The sequence below is a fragment of the Mycolicibacterium sp. CBM1 genome (assembly GCF_054073305.1).
In genome coordinates this window covers 23,058-41,059 of sequence record NZ_JBSXPP010000026.1, presented here as the reverse complement: position 1 = coordinate 41,059, position 18,002 = coordinate 23,058, and the positions used below count along the sequence as shown (strand labels likewise).

The following is an 18,002-nucleotide window of genomic DNA, read 5'->3' as shown; positions in this document are numbered from 1 at the left end:
GGGACTATCTCGTTAACGGTGTTTCCGGCGGTTTTGATCAGTAGGTTTCGGCTGCCGGGAATCGGTCGGCGAAGGTGATCGCGAACGCATTCAGGGCAGGTTTCCACCGCATCGTCCATCGTGCCCTGCCGGCACCGGTCGGGTCCAGTGATCGGGTGACCAGATACAGGCACTTGAGGGCGGCCTGCTCGGAGGGGAAGTGGCCGCGGGCTTTGATCGCGCGGCGGTAGCGGGCGTTGAGCGACTCGATGGCATTGGTGCTACAGATGACACGGCGGATCTCCACGTCGTAGTCCAGGAATGGGATGAACTCGTCCCAGGCGTTGTCCCACAGGCGGATCACCGCCGGGTAGCGTTGCCCCCATTTCTGGGCCAGATCGTCGAACGCCGTGCGGGCCGCAGTCGCGTTGACTGCGGTGTAGATCGGTTTCACATCACGCTTGATCTCGTCCCAGTACTTGCGGGAGGTGAGCCGAAAGGTGTTGCGCAGCAGATGGATGATGCAGGTCTGCACGATCGCCCGCGGCCATACGTTGCCCACCACCTCCGGCAGTCCCTTGAGCCCGTCGCAGACGACGAAGAAGGTGTCCTTGATGCCGCGGTTGCGCAGATCGGTGAGCACGCTCATCCAGAACTTGGCGCCCTCCCCGCCGGTGCCGGCCCACAATCCGAGGATGTCGCGTTCCCCGGCCAGGGTGACCCCGATGGCCGCGTAGAACGGCCGGTTGGCGACCTGGCCGTCGCGGACCTTGACCACGATCGCGTCGATGAAGATCGCAGCGTAGGTTTCATCCAGGGGCCGCACCGACCAGTCGTTCATCTCCTCGATGACCTTGTCGGTGATGCGACTGATCGTCTCCTTGGACACCGATGCCCCGTAGATCTCGGCGAAGTGCGCTGAAATCTCCCCGGTGGTAAGCCCTTTGGCGTACAAGGACAAGACCACCTCATCGACCCCGGACAGTCGGCGTTGACGTTTCTTGACGATCTGGGGCTCGAACGTCGATGCCCGATCGCGCGGCACGTCGAGTTCGACCGGGCCGGTGGTGTCGGTCAGCACCGTCTTGGTGCGGGTCCCGTTGCGGATGTTGCCCGACCCCGCCTCGGGCGGGTCGTGTTTCTCATACCCGAGGTGCTCGGTCATCTCCTCATTGAGTGCGGTCTCCAGGACCGTCTTGGTCAGCTGTTTGAGCAGCCCGTCGGGCCCGGTCAGCGACAGGCCCTGTTCCTGTGCTAGTCGGACCAGCTCGACCGCAGCCTTCTGCGCTGCGGACTGCTCAGCCGCCTTCTTCTTCGCCACATCTTCCAGTGTCGTCATCACGGCACCTTTCTCGCCGAGCATCGCTCAGCGTGTCAGTGCCGGAAACACCGTTACTTCCACAGTCCCTTGCCGCCGACACCCGCCGCTAGATACTGAATCCGGAGGAGCGAAGCTGTTGCGGGCTGTCGAAGAGTTCGAGCCGAAATTGATCGTTCTCGACACCATCTCGCGGTTCATTGAGGGCAAAGAGGACAGTGCGGATACCTGGCAGAACCTCTACATTCACTCCTTGATCCCGCTGCGGCGTCAGGGCCGTACTGTTCTGCGTCTTGATCACCAGGGCCATGATTCGAGCAAGGGGGCGCGTGGCTCGTCGGGTAAGCGGGACGACGTTGACGTGGCGTGGATCATGAAGCGCACCGGGAACAACATCGTTCTGACGCGGGACAAGAGCCGGGGCTTGAGCCATCCCGAGAAGCTTGTCCTACGGCGCTATGCGGAGCCGACGAAGCACGGCGTCGTCGCGGACAAGGGCAACAAGGTGGCGGAGTGCCTGGATGTGATGGCCGCTCTTGGTATCCCGTTCGGGTGTTCACGGGATGTTGCCGCCGGCACCCTGCGTGACAACAAGTTTGCGTTCAGCAACGAAACCATCAGTCATGCAGTCCGTGTGTGGAATTCGTCAGAGTTTCGGGGGGCGGCCTGAGATGACCGCGATCAAGTCGATTGTTCAGTTGCCGCGCCCACCGTCCGTCCCGTACGCACCCCCTTAAGGGGGCGGGTTGCGGACGGACAGAACAACCACGGACGACGCGACCTTGGTGGCGGTCGTTAACATCGAGTAGAACTGCGGGAACATGGATCAGAGTATGGCGAGCAACTCCGACGCGATGGGCAAGTTGGTCCGAGAGGGGATTCCGGCCACCATTGCCGCTTCGGGCCGCAAACCCGACGTTAAGACGCTCGACGACAACGCATATCGGGCTGCCCTCCTCGACAAACTGGACGAGGAAACCGAAGGACTTCGGCAAGCCGACACACCCACAGCCGTCCTCAGAGAAGCCGCCGATGTCCTAGAGGTTCTGATCAACATCGCTGCGTCGCAAGGACACACACTGGACGACATGCTGCATGCAGCAGCGACCAAACGGTCTGAACTTGGGGGATTCCGCGACAAGGTATGGCTGTCAATAGGCGCAGTCGCCGAGCTTAACACCCTGCTCAACGCACGCTATTACGGCCGGGATGAAGTGCTGCACCGTCCCTGTCCGGTTCCGAAACGGCCCGGAAATTACGGATGGTGGTTCCGGCGAGTACCGGCCCTCATCGACACAACCCAGTGCCAGACACGCGACGGGCTCGTCCTGCTCTACACCGGAATTAGCCCAAGCCGGCCACCATCAAGCGGCAAGCCTCCCAGCAGCCAGAGCCTGTATCACCGCATTCGATACCACTACACCGGGAACGCGGCAGGGTCCACGCTGCGCAAGACGCTCGGTGTACTCCTGGGCGATGAACTCGGCATCGAACTACGACGGGTCGGATCAGGCACAAGACTCACATTTGGCCCAGCGGGCGAGGCCGCCCTAAGCGCATGGATGTCCGCCAACGCGATCGTCTCGTGGGTCGTCCAGCAAGAACCCTGGCTGCTGGAAGAGGAATTGATCGCCAATCTAGACGTGCCGCTCAATATTCACGGGAACGCGCATAACCGTTTCTATCCCACGTTGAAGCGCCTTCGAGCGGACGCCGTAGCGAAGGCCCGGTCCCTTCCAATTGCTTGACCTGCACGCCTCGGACGCTGCACCCGGGCCGCGTTAGCGCGCGACGCAAGGGTGGGGGGTACCCCCTGTGTTCGCCGCAGCTTCTCGCCTCGAACGGCCAGCGTCTTCTCTCTGCAGCCAGTGTTCACAGCCAAGGAGGCGAAGTGACTAGCGCGCTGTCCCGACGACGACCGCGAAGCGAAAGAGAGACTGCGAGGCAGAGGCGGATCGTGGCGCTACGCGCGTCTACCGCTGAATGAAAAGCTGGCCGATGCAGCTCGGTACGAGTCCGATCGTCTGCTGGCTTCATTCGGCGTTAGGCGAGCCGTCCGTGTGAGACAGGTCGCCTTTCTTCTTTCTCCTCGGAGACTTTCTGGGCAACAATTTTCTTGCCCGCTCTCCGCGAAGATGGTCGATAAATTTGGCCGCGTTCTTCTTGGCTTGTTTGAGGACCGACTGTAGAAACTTCTCCAAATCGGCGCGTTGATCTGCACTCAATTTCTCGTGTATATAGTAGTGGTATGCAAGTTTAAACATGAGGTCTGAAACTGCTAGGCTATCGCTGTATTTTGCACCCACTTTTGCAAAGTTGGATGTCCAGCTCTTCGTTTCCACAGCGCAGGTGAGAATGGCTGTCAAGATCGCACTATCACGCTCATTGTCAAGAGCAGTTTCAAAGCATTCTTGCAGGGCTTTGTCGAGTTTCTTCGAAGCCAACGAGTTCACCATCACGTTAGTCGTGAAGACAACAGGCAAGTTCGTCTTCACTTCAGCAATGATGTTCGCTTTCTCCGTCTCACTCTTGTTCAGCGCATCGGCAACTTGATCTGCGAGAGTCACGCCCATTTCAACAAATTTCTGGTCCTGTTCGAGTGAGTAGATCATATCTGCCCACAGGCGCAAGGTCTTGGTAAGGATTTCCACCTTAAGCGTCATGTTTCGAACGAGTTCCGAATCACGAAGGACCATCGAAACAAGCGAAAGTGCTGCCAACGCTTTTGGAATCTGGGGGGCATCCTTAATGCTCCGTGTCGGAAATGGATCGCTACTTCGCGACATGGCGTGGTCGAAAATGTAGGCCAAGTCGCTGTCCAGTTCGTCCTCGTCGTCTTCATCATCGTCGAGGTCGTCCTCGTCACCTTCCGACTCGTCTTCGTCGTCCTTATCGTCATTCTGTGGCCGGCCCTCGTCGTTCGTTGCGCGTTCAATCAGAGCACTCAGGCTGGCAGACACCGTCATTTCTGACTCAATCGCAGGCTTCGGGCCGAAAATTGCGGCTTGCCCGACGCTGCCTTCCGCTTCTTTTAACAGCTCATGGATTTTCGTGAGGACCCATTCATCGCTTCGAACTAGAGAGGTGTAATGGGTAATGATCTTGGAATATACCAAGGGATCTTCGAGAAGACTCTCCTTAAATCCGATATCCTCCTTTGCTTGCTTTGCAGCAAAAAGGTAGAGATAACTTGGCTGCGCGAACCTGACGATCTCCTTGCGGTCGCCTTTTCTGCTCGCGAGGATGTGGCGCTTTTTCAATGATTCGAGCATCGCGGTCGGACTCTCGTCCCATCCGAACTCCTCGAACAACTTCGAAAATAGCTCGACGACCTCGGTCTCGGGAAGAGCGGCCATCCTTTTTCGCGCGTACAAGGAAGCCAGTGCGCTGAGAATCGCCTCTCGATCCCTGGCGTCGATCGACAAGCGCGAGTCCTCGAGTAATTCGCGACCCAACAATAGGTTGACGAATTGGTCGAGCAACGATGCGGACGAAAGCGACTGAATGGTTAGAGTAGTGTGGAGAAAGATATCTAGAAGCAACGTGACATGCCACGCGGTCTTTGGAAGGCCTTCTGCGCCGAGCGTGTCGAAAATTTTCTCCGCCATTGCCTCCGCGCGGGCGTCATCATCGACGGCTAGCCTAGTCAATTTAAAGACATCGCGTCGGGTGAGATGACCAGTATATCGCACTAGTGGATTGAATCCACGCGCCTGAAGAGCGGCTGTCAAGTCGGCTTCTGAGCCTAGAGAGCAGCTCAAAAAGGCGGCTGTGATCCATTCGCTTCTGAGGTCATCAATTAAACGCTCAAATTTCCTGTCGCCAGGGATCGGGACTACATCGTCTATGGCTAGCACGATATTGTTCAACGGTTCCCGTGGCGGAATATCACAGTAATCCGATATACTCCGTCGTATTAGCCTGTCTAGGCTGCGTGTCCACGACATGAGTTCGCCATATTCTAAAAATATGGGGATGGCCGTGTTATCTACTTCGGCGCGCTTCAGCGCGAACCATTCCAGAGCGGTGGTTACTCCGCTTATTTCCTCGCCCACGAGAACAACGACGTCGTGGCTGGACGCATCCTTTTCGGCGTCTGCGCGTATGTCGCTTTCACCTGGCGTGTAGTCGTCAAGCGCGGCGATCACCGTATCGTGAGGCGCTGCTAGCAATACTGGCGGTATCACGAAAGTCGACAGATCGTCACTACGCGTCTTCTGATCAAGTGCTATAACCGACTGGTTCTGAACTTTCTCGATCAAAACCATTTGCGCCGCGGACCTATAGTTGATGGGACTTATTTCATCTTTTTTTTTTCGCGCCAACGTGGCAATCTCTTGAATAAATGTTGGCAAGTCATCGTAGTTGTCGGAGCCAAAGGAAATAACAGAGATCGGAGTGTCTCTGTACTGATCTAGCAGGTTGTCACGGTCAGATTCTCTGCAAATCATGTAATGGGTGATAGTCGAGTCTTGAATGCTTTCGTCGATACGATCTATCATCTTTCCAAGATTGGGGTCTTCCAGCGTTCCGCTTGCGCCAACAAAGAGCAGGGTCTTTCCGCCGGCAAGTAGCCATTGAACTGATTGTGCGCCGTTGTTTTCCAAAATTTTGCCGTAGCTCTGAGAGCCGAATACGACCGTTTTTGGCTCAAGATGGACGCCATGTAAGTGCATTACCGCCCGAAGCTTGCCGGCCAGCGCCCGGTGCATGTTATCGGGATTCTGCCAGGTGATCGCATCTCGATTGGTGACACGCTCAACTAATGTGTCATAGTTTGTGGTCGCAATTGGCGCTGAGAGCTGAGCGATAGCTTCGATGAGTTCGGGCTTTTCCGGACTTATGCTCCCGACTGTCTCCGTGAGCCACCGTGGGAAGTTCCGCTTACCTAACCGGATCGTCACGCTTTCCGCGACGTTGACATAGTCACTCGGGTGCCGTGCGAGCTCTATAGACTTCCGAACGTTCTCCGCCCACTCGGCTTCACGGTTGTCGTAGTCGACCACGGTTTGGATACCGTGTTCGAGCAAACTTCGCCACGATCCGTACGGCGAACTTGGCGCGGTCGCCGCTGTTATTCCCGCTCCACAAACCACAATCAACTCATTGTCGCGAACGGCGGCTACAAGCCCCTCTGGCACCATGCCTGACGTTATAGCTGATGTGGCTCACTAATACACGCGTAACGGCGAGTGAGTCTTGCGCGCCGACGACTTTCAAGCAATCAAGAGGCTCCGAATATGGGCTAGCCTCTGTGGCTTCAGTCGACCAGGTAGCACCACGAAGAGGGCGTGTCAGTCGCCGCATCAATCGGCACCAAGAGCGCGCACCGAGTATTCAAACTGCTCGTCCACTTTTCGGCCGAAACTACATCGCTCACCCGAGCATCCAGCACCCAGTACGCGTCGCCGTCGGAATCCATGATCCGCGCAGCGGAGCGTGCCCACAGCAGTACGGAGGTCGAAGTGCCTTCAAGCTCGACGTTTATGGGGACAGTACTAGCGTGCGACTCGCGCACTGCACGCAGAGTAAAAATGAGATCGTCTACATCCGCCGTCGCAAGCGTGGAGGAGCTAAGATCGAGGTCGGCTTTCTGAACTGTTGCCGTCGAGGCCAGAGCCAATGTCGCCATGAGACACCTCTGTTCGGTCGGGCGATGCGGGGCGCGCCAGCCCAAGCTCGCAGAGCGATGAACTCTACGTCCCGAAGCGTAGCACCCCAAGCTGGTGTTGTTTCCCAGGTTATCCTCTCGGCTTAGTTTTGAAACTTCACCGATATTCCGGCGCGCAGCCAAATGGCACGTGGATGGCACGACTTCTCGACCGTTCGCGAAAAACTAGGTCCGAGCTGGACTAACCTGAGTGCCCCCGGCAGGATTCGAACCTGCGGCCTTCTGCTCCGGAGGCAGACGCTCTATCCCCTGAGCTACGGGGGCGCACGTACCGCTGCGCCATCGGGCTCCGATAGCCTAACGCATCCGGACGACTGCTCGTCCCACGCCATCAGTGGCCGCCTGCCCCCGGGATATGGATTCGGGGTCTGACCACGGCAGACCATAGGATGAACCCTCGTGACACCCGCCGACCTCGCCGAGTTGCTCAAGACCACCGCAGCCGCGGTGCTCACCGCGCATGACCTCGACCCCGCCGCACTGCCGGCGACCGTCACCGTCGAGCGTCCGCGCAATCAGGAGCATGGTGACTATGCGACGAACCTCGCCCTGCAGCTAGGCAAGAAGGTGGGGGCGAACCCCCGCGAGCTGGCGGGTTGGCTGGCCGCCGCACTGACCGAGGCCGACGGAATCTCATCGGCAGAGGTCGCCGGCCCGGGTTTCGTCAACCTGCGGATCGAGGCTTCGGCGCAGGGTGTCATCGTCCGTAATGTGCTCGAGGCCGGATCCGGCTACGGCCGCACGCGTCTGCTCGACGGTCAGAACATCAATCTCGAGTTCGTCTCGGCCAACCCGACCGGACCCATTCACATCGGCGGTACCCGCTGGGCCGCCGTCGGCGACGCACTCGGCCGACTGCTGAGCACCCAAGGCGCCGACGTGGTGCGCGAGTACTACTTCAACGACCACGGCGCCCAGATCGACCGCTTCGTCAACTCGCTGATCGCCGCGGCCAAGGGTGAGCCCACCCCCGAGGACGGCTACGCCGGTGACTACATCGGCGACATCGCCGCCCAGGTGCTGGCAGCGGCGCCCGACGCGCTGAGCCTGTCCGGCGACGAGCAACGCGAGACGTTCCGCTCGATCGGCGTGGACCTGATGTTCGACCACATCAAGGCGTCGCTGCGCGACTTCGGCACGAACTTCGACGTCTTCACCCACGAAGATTCCATGCACACCAGCGGGCGGGTCGAGCAGGCCATCGCCAAGCTGCGTCAGACCGGCAGCATCTACGAGAAGGACGGCGCAACCTGGTTGCGCACAACGGAATTCGGCGATGACAAGGATCGTGTCGTCATCAAGAGTGATGGTCAGCCGGCCTATATCGCCGGCGACCTCGCGTACTACCTCGACAAGCGTGAACGCGGATTCGATCTCTGCATCTACATGCTGGGTGCCGACCACCACGGGTACATCGCGCGCCTGAAGGCCGCCGCCGCCGCACTCGGCGACGACCCTGACACCGTCGAGGTGCTGATCGGTCAGATGGTCAACCTGGTGCGCGACGGCCAGCCGGTGCGGATGAGCAAGCGCGCCGGCACGGTCATCACCCTTGATGATCTGGTCGAGGCCATCGGCGTCGACGCCGCGCGTTACGCGCTGATCCGTTCCTCGGTCGACACCCCGATCGACATCGACCTGCAGCTGTGGTCGTCGGCGTCCAGCGAAAACCCGGTCTACTACGTGCAATACGCGCATGCGCGGCTCTCCGCGCTGGCACGCAACGCGGCCGACCTCGGCCTGTCTGCCGACACGGCACACCTGGAACTACTCACTCATGACAAAGAAGGCACGCTGATCCGCAACCTCGGTGAGTTCTCCCGGGTGCTCGAGTCCGCGGCCGCGCTGCGTGAACCCCATCGGGTCTGTCGCTACCTCGAAGACCTGGCCGGCGACTACCACCGCTTCTACGACTCGTGCCGCGTCCTCCCGATGGGCGATGAGGAACCGACCGACCTGCACCGGGCGCGGCTGGCGCTGTGCGCGGCGACCCGCCAGGTCATCGCCAACGGTCTGAGCATTCTGGGTGTGTCAGCGCCGGAGCGGATGTGAACGTTCATCCGGCCGGTCCCCGCCACGCCGAGGAGATCCACCACGGCGGCGCCCCGCCACGTCCGCAGACCGCGGCTGAGACACTCGCTCTGGCGCCGAATGTGTGGCCGCGCAACCTTGTCCGGGCTCTCGAGGGTCAGGTTGTCGTCGCCGGTGTGCCCGTGACGGACCTCGCCGCCGAATACGGCACACCCCTGTTCGTCATCGACGAGGGCGATTTCCGCAGCCGCTGCCGCGAGATATCTGCCGCCTTCGGTGGAGGCCGCAACGTGCACTACGCCGCCAAGGCGTTCCTGTGTAGCGAGATCGCGCGCTGGGTCGACCAGGAGGGGCTATGCCTGGACGTCGCCAGCGGCGGTGAGCTGGCGGTGGCGCTGCATGCCGGGTTCCCTGCCGAGCGGATCGCCTTCCACGGCAACAATAAATCGGTTCAGGAGCTCACCGCAGCCGTGAAGTCCGCGGTCGGCCATGTCGTGCTGGATTCGATGACCGAGATCGATCGCCTCGATCTCATCGCCGGTGAGGCCGGTGTGGTGCAGGACGTCCTGATCCGGATCACGGTCGGCGTCGAGGCGCACACGCACGAGTTCATCGCGACCGCTCACGAGGACCAGAAGTTCGGACTGTCGCTCGCTAGTGGCGCCGCCATGGCAGCGGTGCGTCGCGTTTTTGCCGCCGATCACCTTCGTCTGGTCGGTCTGCACAGTCACATTGGCTCACAGATCTTCGACGTGGCCGGATTCGAGCTGGCGGCCCGACGGGTGATCGGTCTGCTGCGCGAGGTCGTCACCGAATTCGGGGTGGATAAGACCGCTCAGATCGCAACCGTGGATCTCGGCGGCGGTTTGGGCATCTCGTACCTGCCGCAAGACGATCCGCCGCCCGTCGAGGATCTTGCGGCCAAGCTCACGGCCATCGTGCGCAACGAGTCGGCCGCTGTCGGCCTGCCTGTCCCGCGACTGGCCGTCGAACCCGGCCGGGCGATCGCCGGGCCGGGCACGATCACCCTCTATGAGGTTGGCACCGTCAAGGACGTGGTGGTCGGGGCCGACAGGTCGCGGCGCTACGTGAGTGTCGACGGCGGGATGAGTGACAACATCCGGACGTCGCTCTACGGCGCCGAGTACGACGTCCGGCTGGTGTCACGCGCCAGCGAGGCGCCTTCGGTGCTGGCTCGAATCGTCGGAAAGCACTGCGAGAGCGGCGATATCGTGGTCCGCGACGCGTGGGTTCCAGGAGACGTCGGGCCCGGGGACCTGTTGGCGGTGGCCGCCACCGGGGCCTACTGCTATTCCATGTCGAGCCGCTACAACTTGATCGGCCGCCCTGCCGTGGTGGCCGTGCGCGACGGGCACGCCCGCCTGATTCTGCGCCGGGAGACCGTCGACGATCTGTTGAGTTTGGAAGTGAGGTAGCCAATGAGTACACCCGCGGGTGTCGGCGTAGCGGTCCTGGGACTGGGCAATGTCGGCAGTGAAGTGGTTCGGATCATCGAGGAGAGTGCCCCGGACCTGGCGGCGCGCATCGGTGCGCCGCTGGAGTTGCGCGGTGTCGCGGTCCGGCGGGTCGCCGATGATCGGGGCGTTCCGGCCGGGATGCTCACCGACAACGTCGAAGAGCTGGTCTCCCGTGCCGACGTCGACATCGTCGTCGAGCTGATGGGGCCGGTCGAGCCCGCCCGCAAGGCGATCCTGTCCGCGCTCGAAGGCGGCAAGTCAGTGGTGACCGCGAACAAGGCGCTGCTGGCGCAGTCGACCGGCGAGCTCGCCCAGGCCGCCGAACGGGCGCACGTCGACCTGTATTTCGAGGCGGCCGTCGCCGGCGCCATTCCGGTGATCCGTCCGCTCACTCAGTCGCTGGCCGGCGACACGGTGCTGCGGGTGGCGGGCATCGTCAACGGCACCACCAACTACATTCTGTCCGAAATGGCCTCCACCGGAGCTGATTACGCGTCCGCTCTGGCAGACGCCAGCGCGTTGGGATATGCCGAGGCCGACCCGACCGCCGATGTCGAGGGGTACGACGCGGCGGCCAAGGCCGCGATCCTGGCCTCTATCGCGTTCCACACCAGGGTCACCGCCGACGACGTCTACCGCGAAGGCATCACCAATGTCACCCCGGCGGATTTCGTGGCCGCCAAGGCTCTGGGCTGCAGCATCAAACTGCTGTCCATCTGTGAACGCATCACCGATGCCGATGGCCAGGAACGTGTTTCGGCGCGTGTCTATCCGGCGCTGGTTCCGCTGACCCACCCACTGGCTACGGTCAGCGGCGCGTTCAACGCCGTGGTTGTCGAGGCGGAAGCGGCCGGCCGGCTGATGTTCTACGGGCAGGGTGCCGGTGGAAAGCCGACCGCGTCGGCCGTGATGGGCGACCTCGTCATGGCCGCGCGCAATCGCGTGCAGGGCGGGCGTGGCCCGCGCGAATCCAAGTATGCCCAGCTGCCGATCGCCCCGATGGGAATGATCCCCACCCGCTACTACGTCAGCATGACGGTCAGCGACCGCCCGGGCGTGTTGTCTTCGGTTGCAGCCGAATTCGGCAAGCGGGAGGTCAGCATCGCCGAGGTCCGGCAGGAGGGGATCGTCGACGACGGCGGCCAGCCCTGTGGCGCCCGCATCGTCGTCGTGACCCACCGGGCCACCGACGCCGCATTGTCCGAAACCGTCGCCGCGCTGGCCGACCTGGAAGCGGTCCAGGTCGTCAACAGCGTGCTGCGCTTGGAGGGAACCAGCGAATGAGCGCGACCACAGTGCACACCCCCTGGCCGGGCCTGATCGAGGCCTACCGCGATCGGCTGCCGGTGGCGCCGGAGTGGACGCCGATCACCCTCCTGGAGGGTGGAACCCCGTTGATCAGCGCGCCGCGCCTGTCTGAAAAGACCGGCTGCACAGTGTATTTGAAAGTCGAAGGCCTCAATCCGACCGGCTCCTTCAAGGATCGCGGGATGACGATGGCGGTCACCGATGCCGTCGCCCGCGGCCAAAAGGCCGTGCTGTGCGCCTCCACCGGCAACACCTCAGCCTCGGCGGCCGCCTACGCCGCGCGGGCCGGCATCACCTGCGCGGTGCTTATCCCGCAGGGCAAGATCGCGATGGGCAAGTTGGCGCAGGCGGTCATGCACGGCGCCAAGATCATTCAGATCGACGGCAACTTCGACGACTGTCTCGAACTGGCGCGCAAGCTCACCGCCGACTACCCGGCCATCTCGCTGGTCAACAGTGTCAACCCGGTTCGCATCGAAGGCCAGAAGACCGCGGCTTTCGAGATCGTCGACGCCCTGGGGATTGCGCCCGATGTCCATGCGCTGCCCGTGGGCAACGCCGGAAACATCACTGCCTATTGGAAGGGCTACACCGAGTACCACCGCGACGGACTGACCGACCGGTTGCCACGCATGCTCGGCACGCAGGCCGCAGGTGCGGCACCGCTGGTCTCCGGCGCGCCGGTGAGCCACCCGGAAACCATCGCCACCGCGATCCGCATCGGATCGCCTGCCTCGTGGAGCGGCGCGGTGACCGCTCAAGAAGAGTCCGGCGGACGGTTTCTGGCCGCCACCGACGACGAGATCCTGGCTGCCTACCACCTGGTGGCGGCATCCGAGGGCGTATTCGTCGAACCGGCGTCGGCGGCCAGCATCGCGGGGCTGCTCAAGTCCGTCGAGGATGGCTGGGTGAAGCCCGGCTCGACGGTCGTGTGCACCGTCACCGGTAATGGCCTCAAGGATCCCGACACCGCATTGAAGGGCATGCCGACCGTCAATGCGCTGCCAGTCGATCCGGGTGCCGTCGTGGCCGAGCTGGGCCTGGGCTGAGATCGGACTTGCGGTGACGCTGAACCTGCCCCCCGGACTGACGGCAAGTGCGACCGTCGCGGCTTCCAGCGCGAACTTGGGCCCTGGCTTCGACAGCCTGGGTGTCGCGCTGGCGCTCTACGACGAAGTCCTCGTCGCAACGGCCGACGCCGGATTGCTCATCGAGGTCGAGGGTGAGGGTGCCGGCCAGGTCCCGCTCGGACCCGAGCACCTGGTGGTCCGGGCGTTGCAGCGGGGGCTGGTGGCCGGTGGCGCGCAGGCATCGGGGTTGGCGGTCCGCTGCCACAACGCTATTCCGCACTCGCGTGGGCTCGGTTCCTCTGCGGCAGCGGTCGTGGGTGGCCTTGCCGCAGCGAATGGCCTTCTGGCGCAAGCAGATCTAGAACCGCTCACCGAGGCGCAGCTGATTCAGCTGGCGTCGGAGTTCGAGGGCCACCCGGACAACGCGTCGGCCTCGGTACTCGGTGGGGCCGTCGTGTCCTGGACGGACCCGGCGGACCCGGCGGATCCGGCGGATTCGGGCGCGCCCCGCTATGCCGCGGCCCGGGTCCGGCTTCATCCCGAGATCCACCTGTTTTCGGCCGTTCCGCAGGTGCGATCGTCCACGGCGGAGACACGCGTGCTGCTGCCGGTGCAGGTCAGTCACCAGGCGGCGCGTTTCAACCTCAGCAGGGCGGCGCTGCTGGTCGTCGCGCTCACCGAGCGCCCCGACTTGCTGATGGCGGCCACCGAGGACGCGCTGCACCAGCCGCAGCGTGCACCGGCGATGCCGGTCTCGGCGGAATACCTGCAGATGCTGCGGCGTTGCGGAGTACCGGCGGTTCTCTCCGGAGCCGGTCCGTCCGTGTTGGCGCTCAGCACCAGCCCGGAGCTGCCGGCCGAGGTCGTGGAATTCGGCGCCGCCAACGGGTTCTCCGTGCGTGAAATGGGCGTCGGCGAGGCTGTTCGCTGGCGTTCCGGTGTCGCGGTCCACGGCTGAGTCACCAACGCGCCGGCGGCGAATTCTTGCTTTCCGGCCGTGAAGGGGGCTATCCTCGGTGCCGTCCAGGTAATCGCAGCGTCTTCACCTGCGCCAAGGCTAGGACGACCACCAATTCTTCTCGTGTTCAACTCGTTGACTGACGGTTCGCCTTGTAGTCGCGAATCCCGGCGATCACGTTGACGCAGACGACGGTGAGACTTCGCATTCAGCGAATCGGCTGAATGCCAGAACCCCTTGCCACGACGAAACGGCGAGGGAAGAAAGGAAATCCGTGACCGATACGGACCTCTTCACGGCTGGAGACAGCGCGCCACAGACGGAGGCGCCCGCCGTGACAACTGAACGCCCTTCGGCCGCCGAGGCAAAGCCTGCAGCGACCGCGAGCGCGGCAAGCGGGTCTTTGTCGACGATGGTTCTGCCCGAGCTGCGCGCCCTGGCCAGCCGTGTTGGCGTCAAGGGAACCTCCGGTATGCGCAAGGGTGACCTGATCGCGGCGATCAAGGAACGTCAGAACGGTGGCGGCAGTGACGCGAACGGCGCCGCCGAGAAGCCCACGCAGGCCCCTGCCGAGCCCGCTGCGCAGGCCTCTGCCGAGCCCGCTGCGCAGACCCCTGCCGAGCCTGCCGCGGAGCCCAACGGGACCGCACCGCGTCGTCGGGAGCGCAGGACGGCCACCCGCGGCGCCGGGGCGGCCGGCGCGGAAGCCGCCGACCAGCAGGCGGGGTCGCCGGAGAACCGGTCCGATCAGGACCGTGCTCCCGAGGCAGCCAAGTCCGATGAGAAGCCCGAGCCCCGCCAGGACAAGCGCGAGAACGCTGACCAGGGTCGGGAACCGGCTGAGCAGGGTGGCCGGGGCCAGAATCGCGACAACCAGAATCGCGATAACAACCGCGACAACCAGCAGAACCGCGATAACAACCAGAATCGCGACAACAATCAGGACGACGACGACCGGCAGGGCCGCCGGGGCCGCCGGTTCCGTGATCGTCGGCGTCGCGGAGAACGCACCCCGGGCGAGGGCGGCGGCAACGAGTCCGAGCTGCGTGAAGACGACGTCGTCCAGCCCGTCGCCGGCATTCTCGATGTCCTAGACAACTATGCGTTCGTGCGGACGTCCGGCTACCTGGCCGGCCCGAACGACGTGTACGTCTCGATGAACATGGTTCGCAAGAACGGCCTGCGCCGCGGCGATGCGGTCACCGGCGCCGTGCGAGTGGCCAAAGAGGGCGATCAGAGCAACCAGCGCCAGAAGTTCAATCCTTTGGTGCGCCTCGACAGCGTCAACGGCGGTCCGGTGGACGCGGCCAGAAACCGTCCCGAATTCGGCAAGCTGACCCCGCTCTACCCGAATCAGCGGCTGCGTCTGGAGACGACGTCCGAGAAGCTGACGACGCGCGTCATCGACCTGATCATGCCGATCGGCAAGGGCCAGCGAGCCCTGATCGTGTCGCCGCCCAAGGCCGGCAAGACGACGATCATGCAGGACATCGCCAATGCGATCACCCGCAACAACCCGGAATGCCACCTGATGGTGGTTCTGGTCGACGAGCGACCTGAAGAGGTCACCGACATGCAGCGCTCGGTCAAGGGTGAGGTCATCGCCTCCACCTTCGACCGCCCGCCGTCAGACCACACGCAGGCCGCGGAGCTCGCCATCGAGCGGGCCAAGCGGCTGGTGGAGCAGGGCAAGGACGTGGTGGTGCTGCTCGATTCGATCACGCGCCTGGGACGTGCCTACAACAACGCCTCACCAGCGTCCGGGCGCATCCTGTCCGGTGGTGTCGACTCAACCGCGCTGTACCCGCCGAAGCGATTCCTGGGCGCTGCCCGCAACATCGAGCACGGTGGCTCGCTGACGATCATCGCGACGGCCATGGTGGAGACCGGCTCCACCGGTGACACCGTGATCTTCGAGGAGTTCAAGGGAACCGGTAACGCCGAACTCAAGCTCGATCGCAAGATCGCCGAGCGTCGGGTGTTCCCGGCCGTGGACGTCAACCCGTCCGGCACCCGCAAGGACGAGTTGCTGCTGAGCCCCGACGAGTTCGCGATCGTGCACAAGCTGCGCCGGGTGCTCTCGGGTCTGGACAGCCACCAGGCCATCGACCTGCTGATGAGCCAGCTGCGTAAGACCAAGAACAACTACGAGTTCCTCGTCCAGGTCTCCAAGACAGCGCCCGGCGGCCCCGCCGGCGCGATGGATTCCGACTGACGGCCGCTGCCCTCGATACGCGCCGCAGTCAGCTCGCGCGCAGCGCGTCCATCCGGGGTGCCAGCAGATCATCGAGCGCTGCCCACGGCACGGTGATCGTCGGTAATCCGTGGAAGAACTGGTAGTCCGCGAAGTGGATCTCCACTCCGGCCGGCGTCGGTATCCAGTTTTCGAAGTTCTTCTCCGTCGGCGCATTGCCCGGCTCGTCGGGCATGGGGGTCGGCCCGACGCCTGACACCGTCGGCAGAATCTCCTTGGTCTGTTGGGACAGGCGCTCCAGGCCCGCCTGCTCGTCGGTGAACAGATCGGCGAGGGTGATGGGCTTGGCCGACCGCGAGTCGATCACCACAGTGCTGACGTAGGTGGTCGGGTGAGCGGCCGGCACGTGTACGTAGAGGCCGGTGATCAGTTCCGACACCGACGCCTTCCCGAAGAAGATCTGCGGTTCGGTGTCGAACGTCCAGGTGCCGTCGGGGTCGGCGTCGCGCTTGACTGGGATGAGTTGTCCCAGTGCCGAGGAGTGCACCGAGTTGTTGAAGGCTTCGGAAACTCGAGGATCGCCGCCGGTAATGGTGTCGACAACGAGGTTCCAGCGGCCTCTGCCGTCGGCGGTGGCGTCCCCGGCCGAGGAACGGGTGACCGAGTACGTCGCGCCGTTGGAAGTTCCACTGGCGGGAGCCGCCGTCGACGGTGCGGCGGACGCCGTCGCGGACGTAGCGGCAGCGGTCGGGACCGGGGGCGACGAACTTGCCGGAGTCTGCGCTGAACCACCGCATGCGGTGAGCCCGGCGACCAACATTGCGATCGGGAGCGCCCCCCGGCGGCTGCGTGTGCCCATGTTCGGCATTGTCTCAGGCCCCCGCCCTCAGCGGTAGGGATCGGTGATTTCGCGCAGATCCACCAGTGCGGCCCGCAGCTCCTGATAACGCTTGGCGCCCAAATGCTTTCGCCAACGATGCTCGACCTGTGCCACCTCGGCGGCTGCCGCCCGGCACAACGCCGCACCGGTGTCGCTCAGAACGACCAGGCGGGCCCGGGCATCCGCGGGATCGGGCGTGCGCACGACGTAACCTGCAGCCTGGAGTTGATCGACCAGCGCGCCGGCCGTCTGCTTGGTCACACCGGCCTGCTGGGCGAGGTCGGTCAGGCGAATTCCGTTGGCGTTCATGCGCTGTAGCAGCCGCGCCTGAGCAACGGTGATGTCGCTGCCATCGACTGTGCTCAGCGAGGTCATCACCTGTGCCTCGGCGGCGCGATGCGCGATGAACATCAAGGTGGGGGTACTGGGCGCGTCGTCGGCCATGAGTTGACTTTAGTGCGAGAGCTTGTCTATTTTAGTCAGTGAAACTGACCAAAGGATGGGTTGTGCACGCTGACGAAATCTGGCGCACCATCGATGATCAGCGCGCGGAGCTCGCCGACCTGCTCGAAGCGCTCCCCGCGCGACAGTGGACCGCCGCGTCGTTGTGCGCGGGATGGCAGGTGCGCCATGTCGCCGCGCACCTCGCGCATTCCCACATGAGCCCTGGGCGGATGATGCGCGAAGCGCTGAAGTCCGGTTTTCGGTTCGACCCGATGATCGATCGCCTCGCGACCGGGGACGCCCGGTCACAGCCGGAGATCGTGGCGGCCCTGCGCGCCATGGTTGGATCGCGCAAGCGCATCCTCGGAACCCGGCCCGTCGACCCGCTGACCGACGTGCTGGTGCACGGTCAGGACATCACGATTCCGCTTGGCATCGACCGGCCAGTACCGCTGGCCGCCGCGGTCGCGGCGGCGAATCACCTGTGGCGCATGCGATTTCCCATGCATCCGGCCGCTACGGTCAAGGGCATGCGGCTGGTCGCCACCGACGCTGACTTCGCCGTGGGCCGCGGCGAAGAGGTGCGGGCGCCGATCCGCGACATCCTGCTCATGCTCGCCGGCAGGTGCCGGCCCGGCGCGGTCGAGAGCGATCCGCATCGCCGCGACTGA

The 18,002-nt window shown here is 63.4% G+C and carries 14 protein-coding genes and 1 tRNA gene; 9 read left to right on the top strand and 6 right to left on the bottom strand.

Annotation, left to right across the window (positions count from 1 at the left end; translation table 11 throughout):
- Nucleotides 1–37: 37 nt before the first annotated feature.
- Nucleotides 38–1,321: an IS256 family transposase gene (locus ACXDF8_RS24955; protein ID WP_457225951.1), complete on the bottom strand. Its 1,284-nt coding sequence runs from the start codon at nucleotides 1,319–1,321 to the stop codon at nucleotides 38–40.
- A gap of 115 nt (nucleotides 1,322–1,436) precedes the next feature.
- Between ACXDF8_RS24955 and ACXDF8_RS24950 the strand changes: the two genes are divergently transcribed.
- Nucleotides 1,437–1,967, top strand: a complete 531-nt coding sequence (locus ACXDF8_RS24950; RefSeq protein WP_457225950.1) for an AAA family ATPase — start codon at nucleotides 1,437–1,439, stop codon at nucleotides 1,965–1,967.
- A gap of 163 nt (nucleotides 1,968–2,130) precedes the next feature.
- Nucleotides 2,131–3,045 (top strand): nucleoside triphosphate pyrophosphohydrolase, encoded by a 915-nt coding sequence (locus tag ACXDF8_RS24945; protein ID WP_457225949.1) that lies wholly within the window; start codon nucleotides 2,131–2,133, stop codon nucleotides 3,043–3,045.
- 285 nt (nucleotides 3,046–3,330) lie between these two features.
- Here ACXDF8_RS24945 and ACXDF8_RS24940 read toward each other — a convergent pair whose 3' ends face one another.
- The 3 genes from ACXDF8_RS24940 to ACXDF8_RS24930 form a co-directional block, all read right to left on the bottom strand.
- Nucleotides 3,331–6,441: an SIR2 family protein gene (locus tag ACXDF8_RS24940; protein WP_457225948.1), complete on the bottom strand. Its 3,111-nt coding sequence runs from the start codon at nucleotides 6,439–6,441 to the stop codon at nucleotides 3,331–3,333.
- Between the two features lie 116 nt (nucleotides 6,442–6,557).
- Entirely contained in the window at nucleotides 6,558–6,929 is a 372-nt protein-coding gene (locus ACXDF8_RS24935) for a hypothetical protein (RefSeq protein ID WP_457225947.1), read from the bottom strand.
- 230 nt (nucleotides 6,930–7,159) lie between these two features.
- Nucleotides 7,160–7,232, bottom strand: a tRNA-Arg gene (locus ACXDF8_RS24930).
- A 135-nt stretch (nucleotides 7,233–7,367) separates the two neighbouring features.
- Here ACXDF8_RS24930 and argS point away from each other — a divergent pair.
- From argS to rho, 6 genes are all read left to right on the top strand, one after another.
- A complete protein-coding gene (argS, locus tag ACXDF8_RS24925) occupies nucleotides 7,368–9,020 on the top strand; it encodes an arginine--tRNA ligase (protein ID WP_457225946.1) in 1,653 nt (550 codons plus the stop codon).
- Entirely contained in the window at nucleotides 9,017–10,435 is a 1,419-nt protein-coding gene (lysA, locus tag ACXDF8_RS24920; RefSeq protein ID WP_457225945.1) for a diaminopimelate decarboxylase, read from the top strand. Before argS ends, lysA begins: the two co-directional genes overlap by 4 nt.
- A 3-nt stretch (nucleotides 10,436–10,438) precedes the next feature.
- Nucleotides 10,439–11,761: a homoserine dehydrogenase gene (locus ACXDF8_RS24915; RefSeq protein WP_457225944.1), complete on the top strand. Its 1,323-nt coding sequence runs from the start codon at nucleotides 10,439–10,441 to the stop codon at nucleotides 11,759–11,761.
- Complete coding sequence (thrC, locus tag ACXDF8_RS24910; protein WP_457225943.1) at nucleotides 11,758–12,834, top strand: threonine synthase; 1,077 nt, start codon at nucleotides 11,758–11,760, stop codon at nucleotides 12,832–12,834. Before ACXDF8_RS24915 ends, thrC begins: the two co-directional genes overlap by 4 nt.
- Before the next feature lie 13 nt (nucleotides 12,835–12,847).
- Nucleotides 12,848–13,813, top strand: a complete 966-nt coding sequence (gene thrB / locus ACXDF8_RS24905) for a homoserine kinase (RefSeq protein ID WP_457225942.1) — start codon at nucleotides 12,848–12,850, stop codon at nucleotides 13,811–13,813.
- A 274-nt stretch (nucleotides 13,814–14,087) separates the two neighbouring features.
- Nucleotides 14,088–16,028 (top strand): transcription termination factor Rho, encoded by a 1,941-nt coding sequence (rho, locus tag ACXDF8_RS24900; protein WP_457225941.1) that lies wholly within the window; start codon nucleotides 14,088–14,090, stop codon nucleotides 16,026–16,028.
- Between the two features lie 28 nt (nucleotides 16,029–16,056).
- On the opposite strand, the gene ACXDF8_RS24895 is transcribed toward rho, so the two are convergent.
- The gene (locus ACXDF8_RS24895; protein WP_457225940.1) at nucleotides 16,057–16,866 is read right to left on the bottom strand and encodes an RsiV family protein; all 810 of its coding nucleotides are present in this window, start codon (nucleotides 16,864–16,866) and stop codon (nucleotides 16,057–16,059) included.
- Nucleotides 16,867–16,893: 27 nt separating this feature from the next.
- A complete protein-coding gene (locus ACXDF8_RS24890; protein WP_457225939.1) occupies nucleotides 16,894–17,331 on the bottom strand; it encodes a MarR family winged helix-turn-helix transcriptional regulator in 438 nt (145 codons plus the stop codon).
- A 62-nt stretch (nucleotides 17,332–17,393) separates the two neighbouring features.
- Between ACXDF8_RS24890 and ACXDF8_RS24885 the strand changes: the two genes are divergently transcribed.
- Nucleotides 17,394–18,002 carry a maleylpyruvate isomerase family mycothiol-dependent enzyme gene (locus ACXDF8_RS24885; protein ID WP_457225938.1) on the top strand — a complete coding sequence of 203 codons (609 nt, stop codon included), beginning with the start codon at nucleotides 17,394–17,396 and terminating at the stop codon, nucleotides 18,000–18,002.

Coding starts and splice junctions, on each gene's coding strand:
- ACXDF8_RS24940 (WP_457225948.1), bottom strand. CDS start 6,441: ATGGTGCCAGAGGGGCTTGTAGCCGCCGTTCGCGACAATGAGTTGATT.
- ACXDF8_RS24895 (WP_457225940.1), bottom strand. CDS start 16,866: ATGGGCACACGCAGCCGCCGGGGGGCGCTCCCGATCGCAATGTTGGTC.
- ACXDF8_RS24945 (WP_457225949.1), top strand. CDS start 2,131: ATGGCGAGCAACTCCGACGCGATGGGCAAGTTGGTCCGAGAGGGGATT.
- ACXDF8_RS24915 (WP_457225944.1), top strand. CDS start 10,439: ATGAGTACACCCGCGGGTGTCGGCGTAGCGGTCCTGGGACTGGGCAAT.
- ACXDF8_RS24935 (WP_457225947.1), bottom strand. CDS start 6,929: ATGGCGACATTGGCTCTGGCCTCGACGGCAACAGTTCAGAAAGCCGAC.
- ACXDF8_RS24890 (WP_457225939.1), bottom strand. CDS start 17,331: ATGGCCGACGACGCGCCCAGTACCCCCACCTTGATGTTCATCGCGCAT.
- thrC (WP_457225943.1), top strand. CDS start 11,758: ATGAGCGCGACCACAGTGCACACCCCCTGGCCGGGCCTGATCGAGGCC.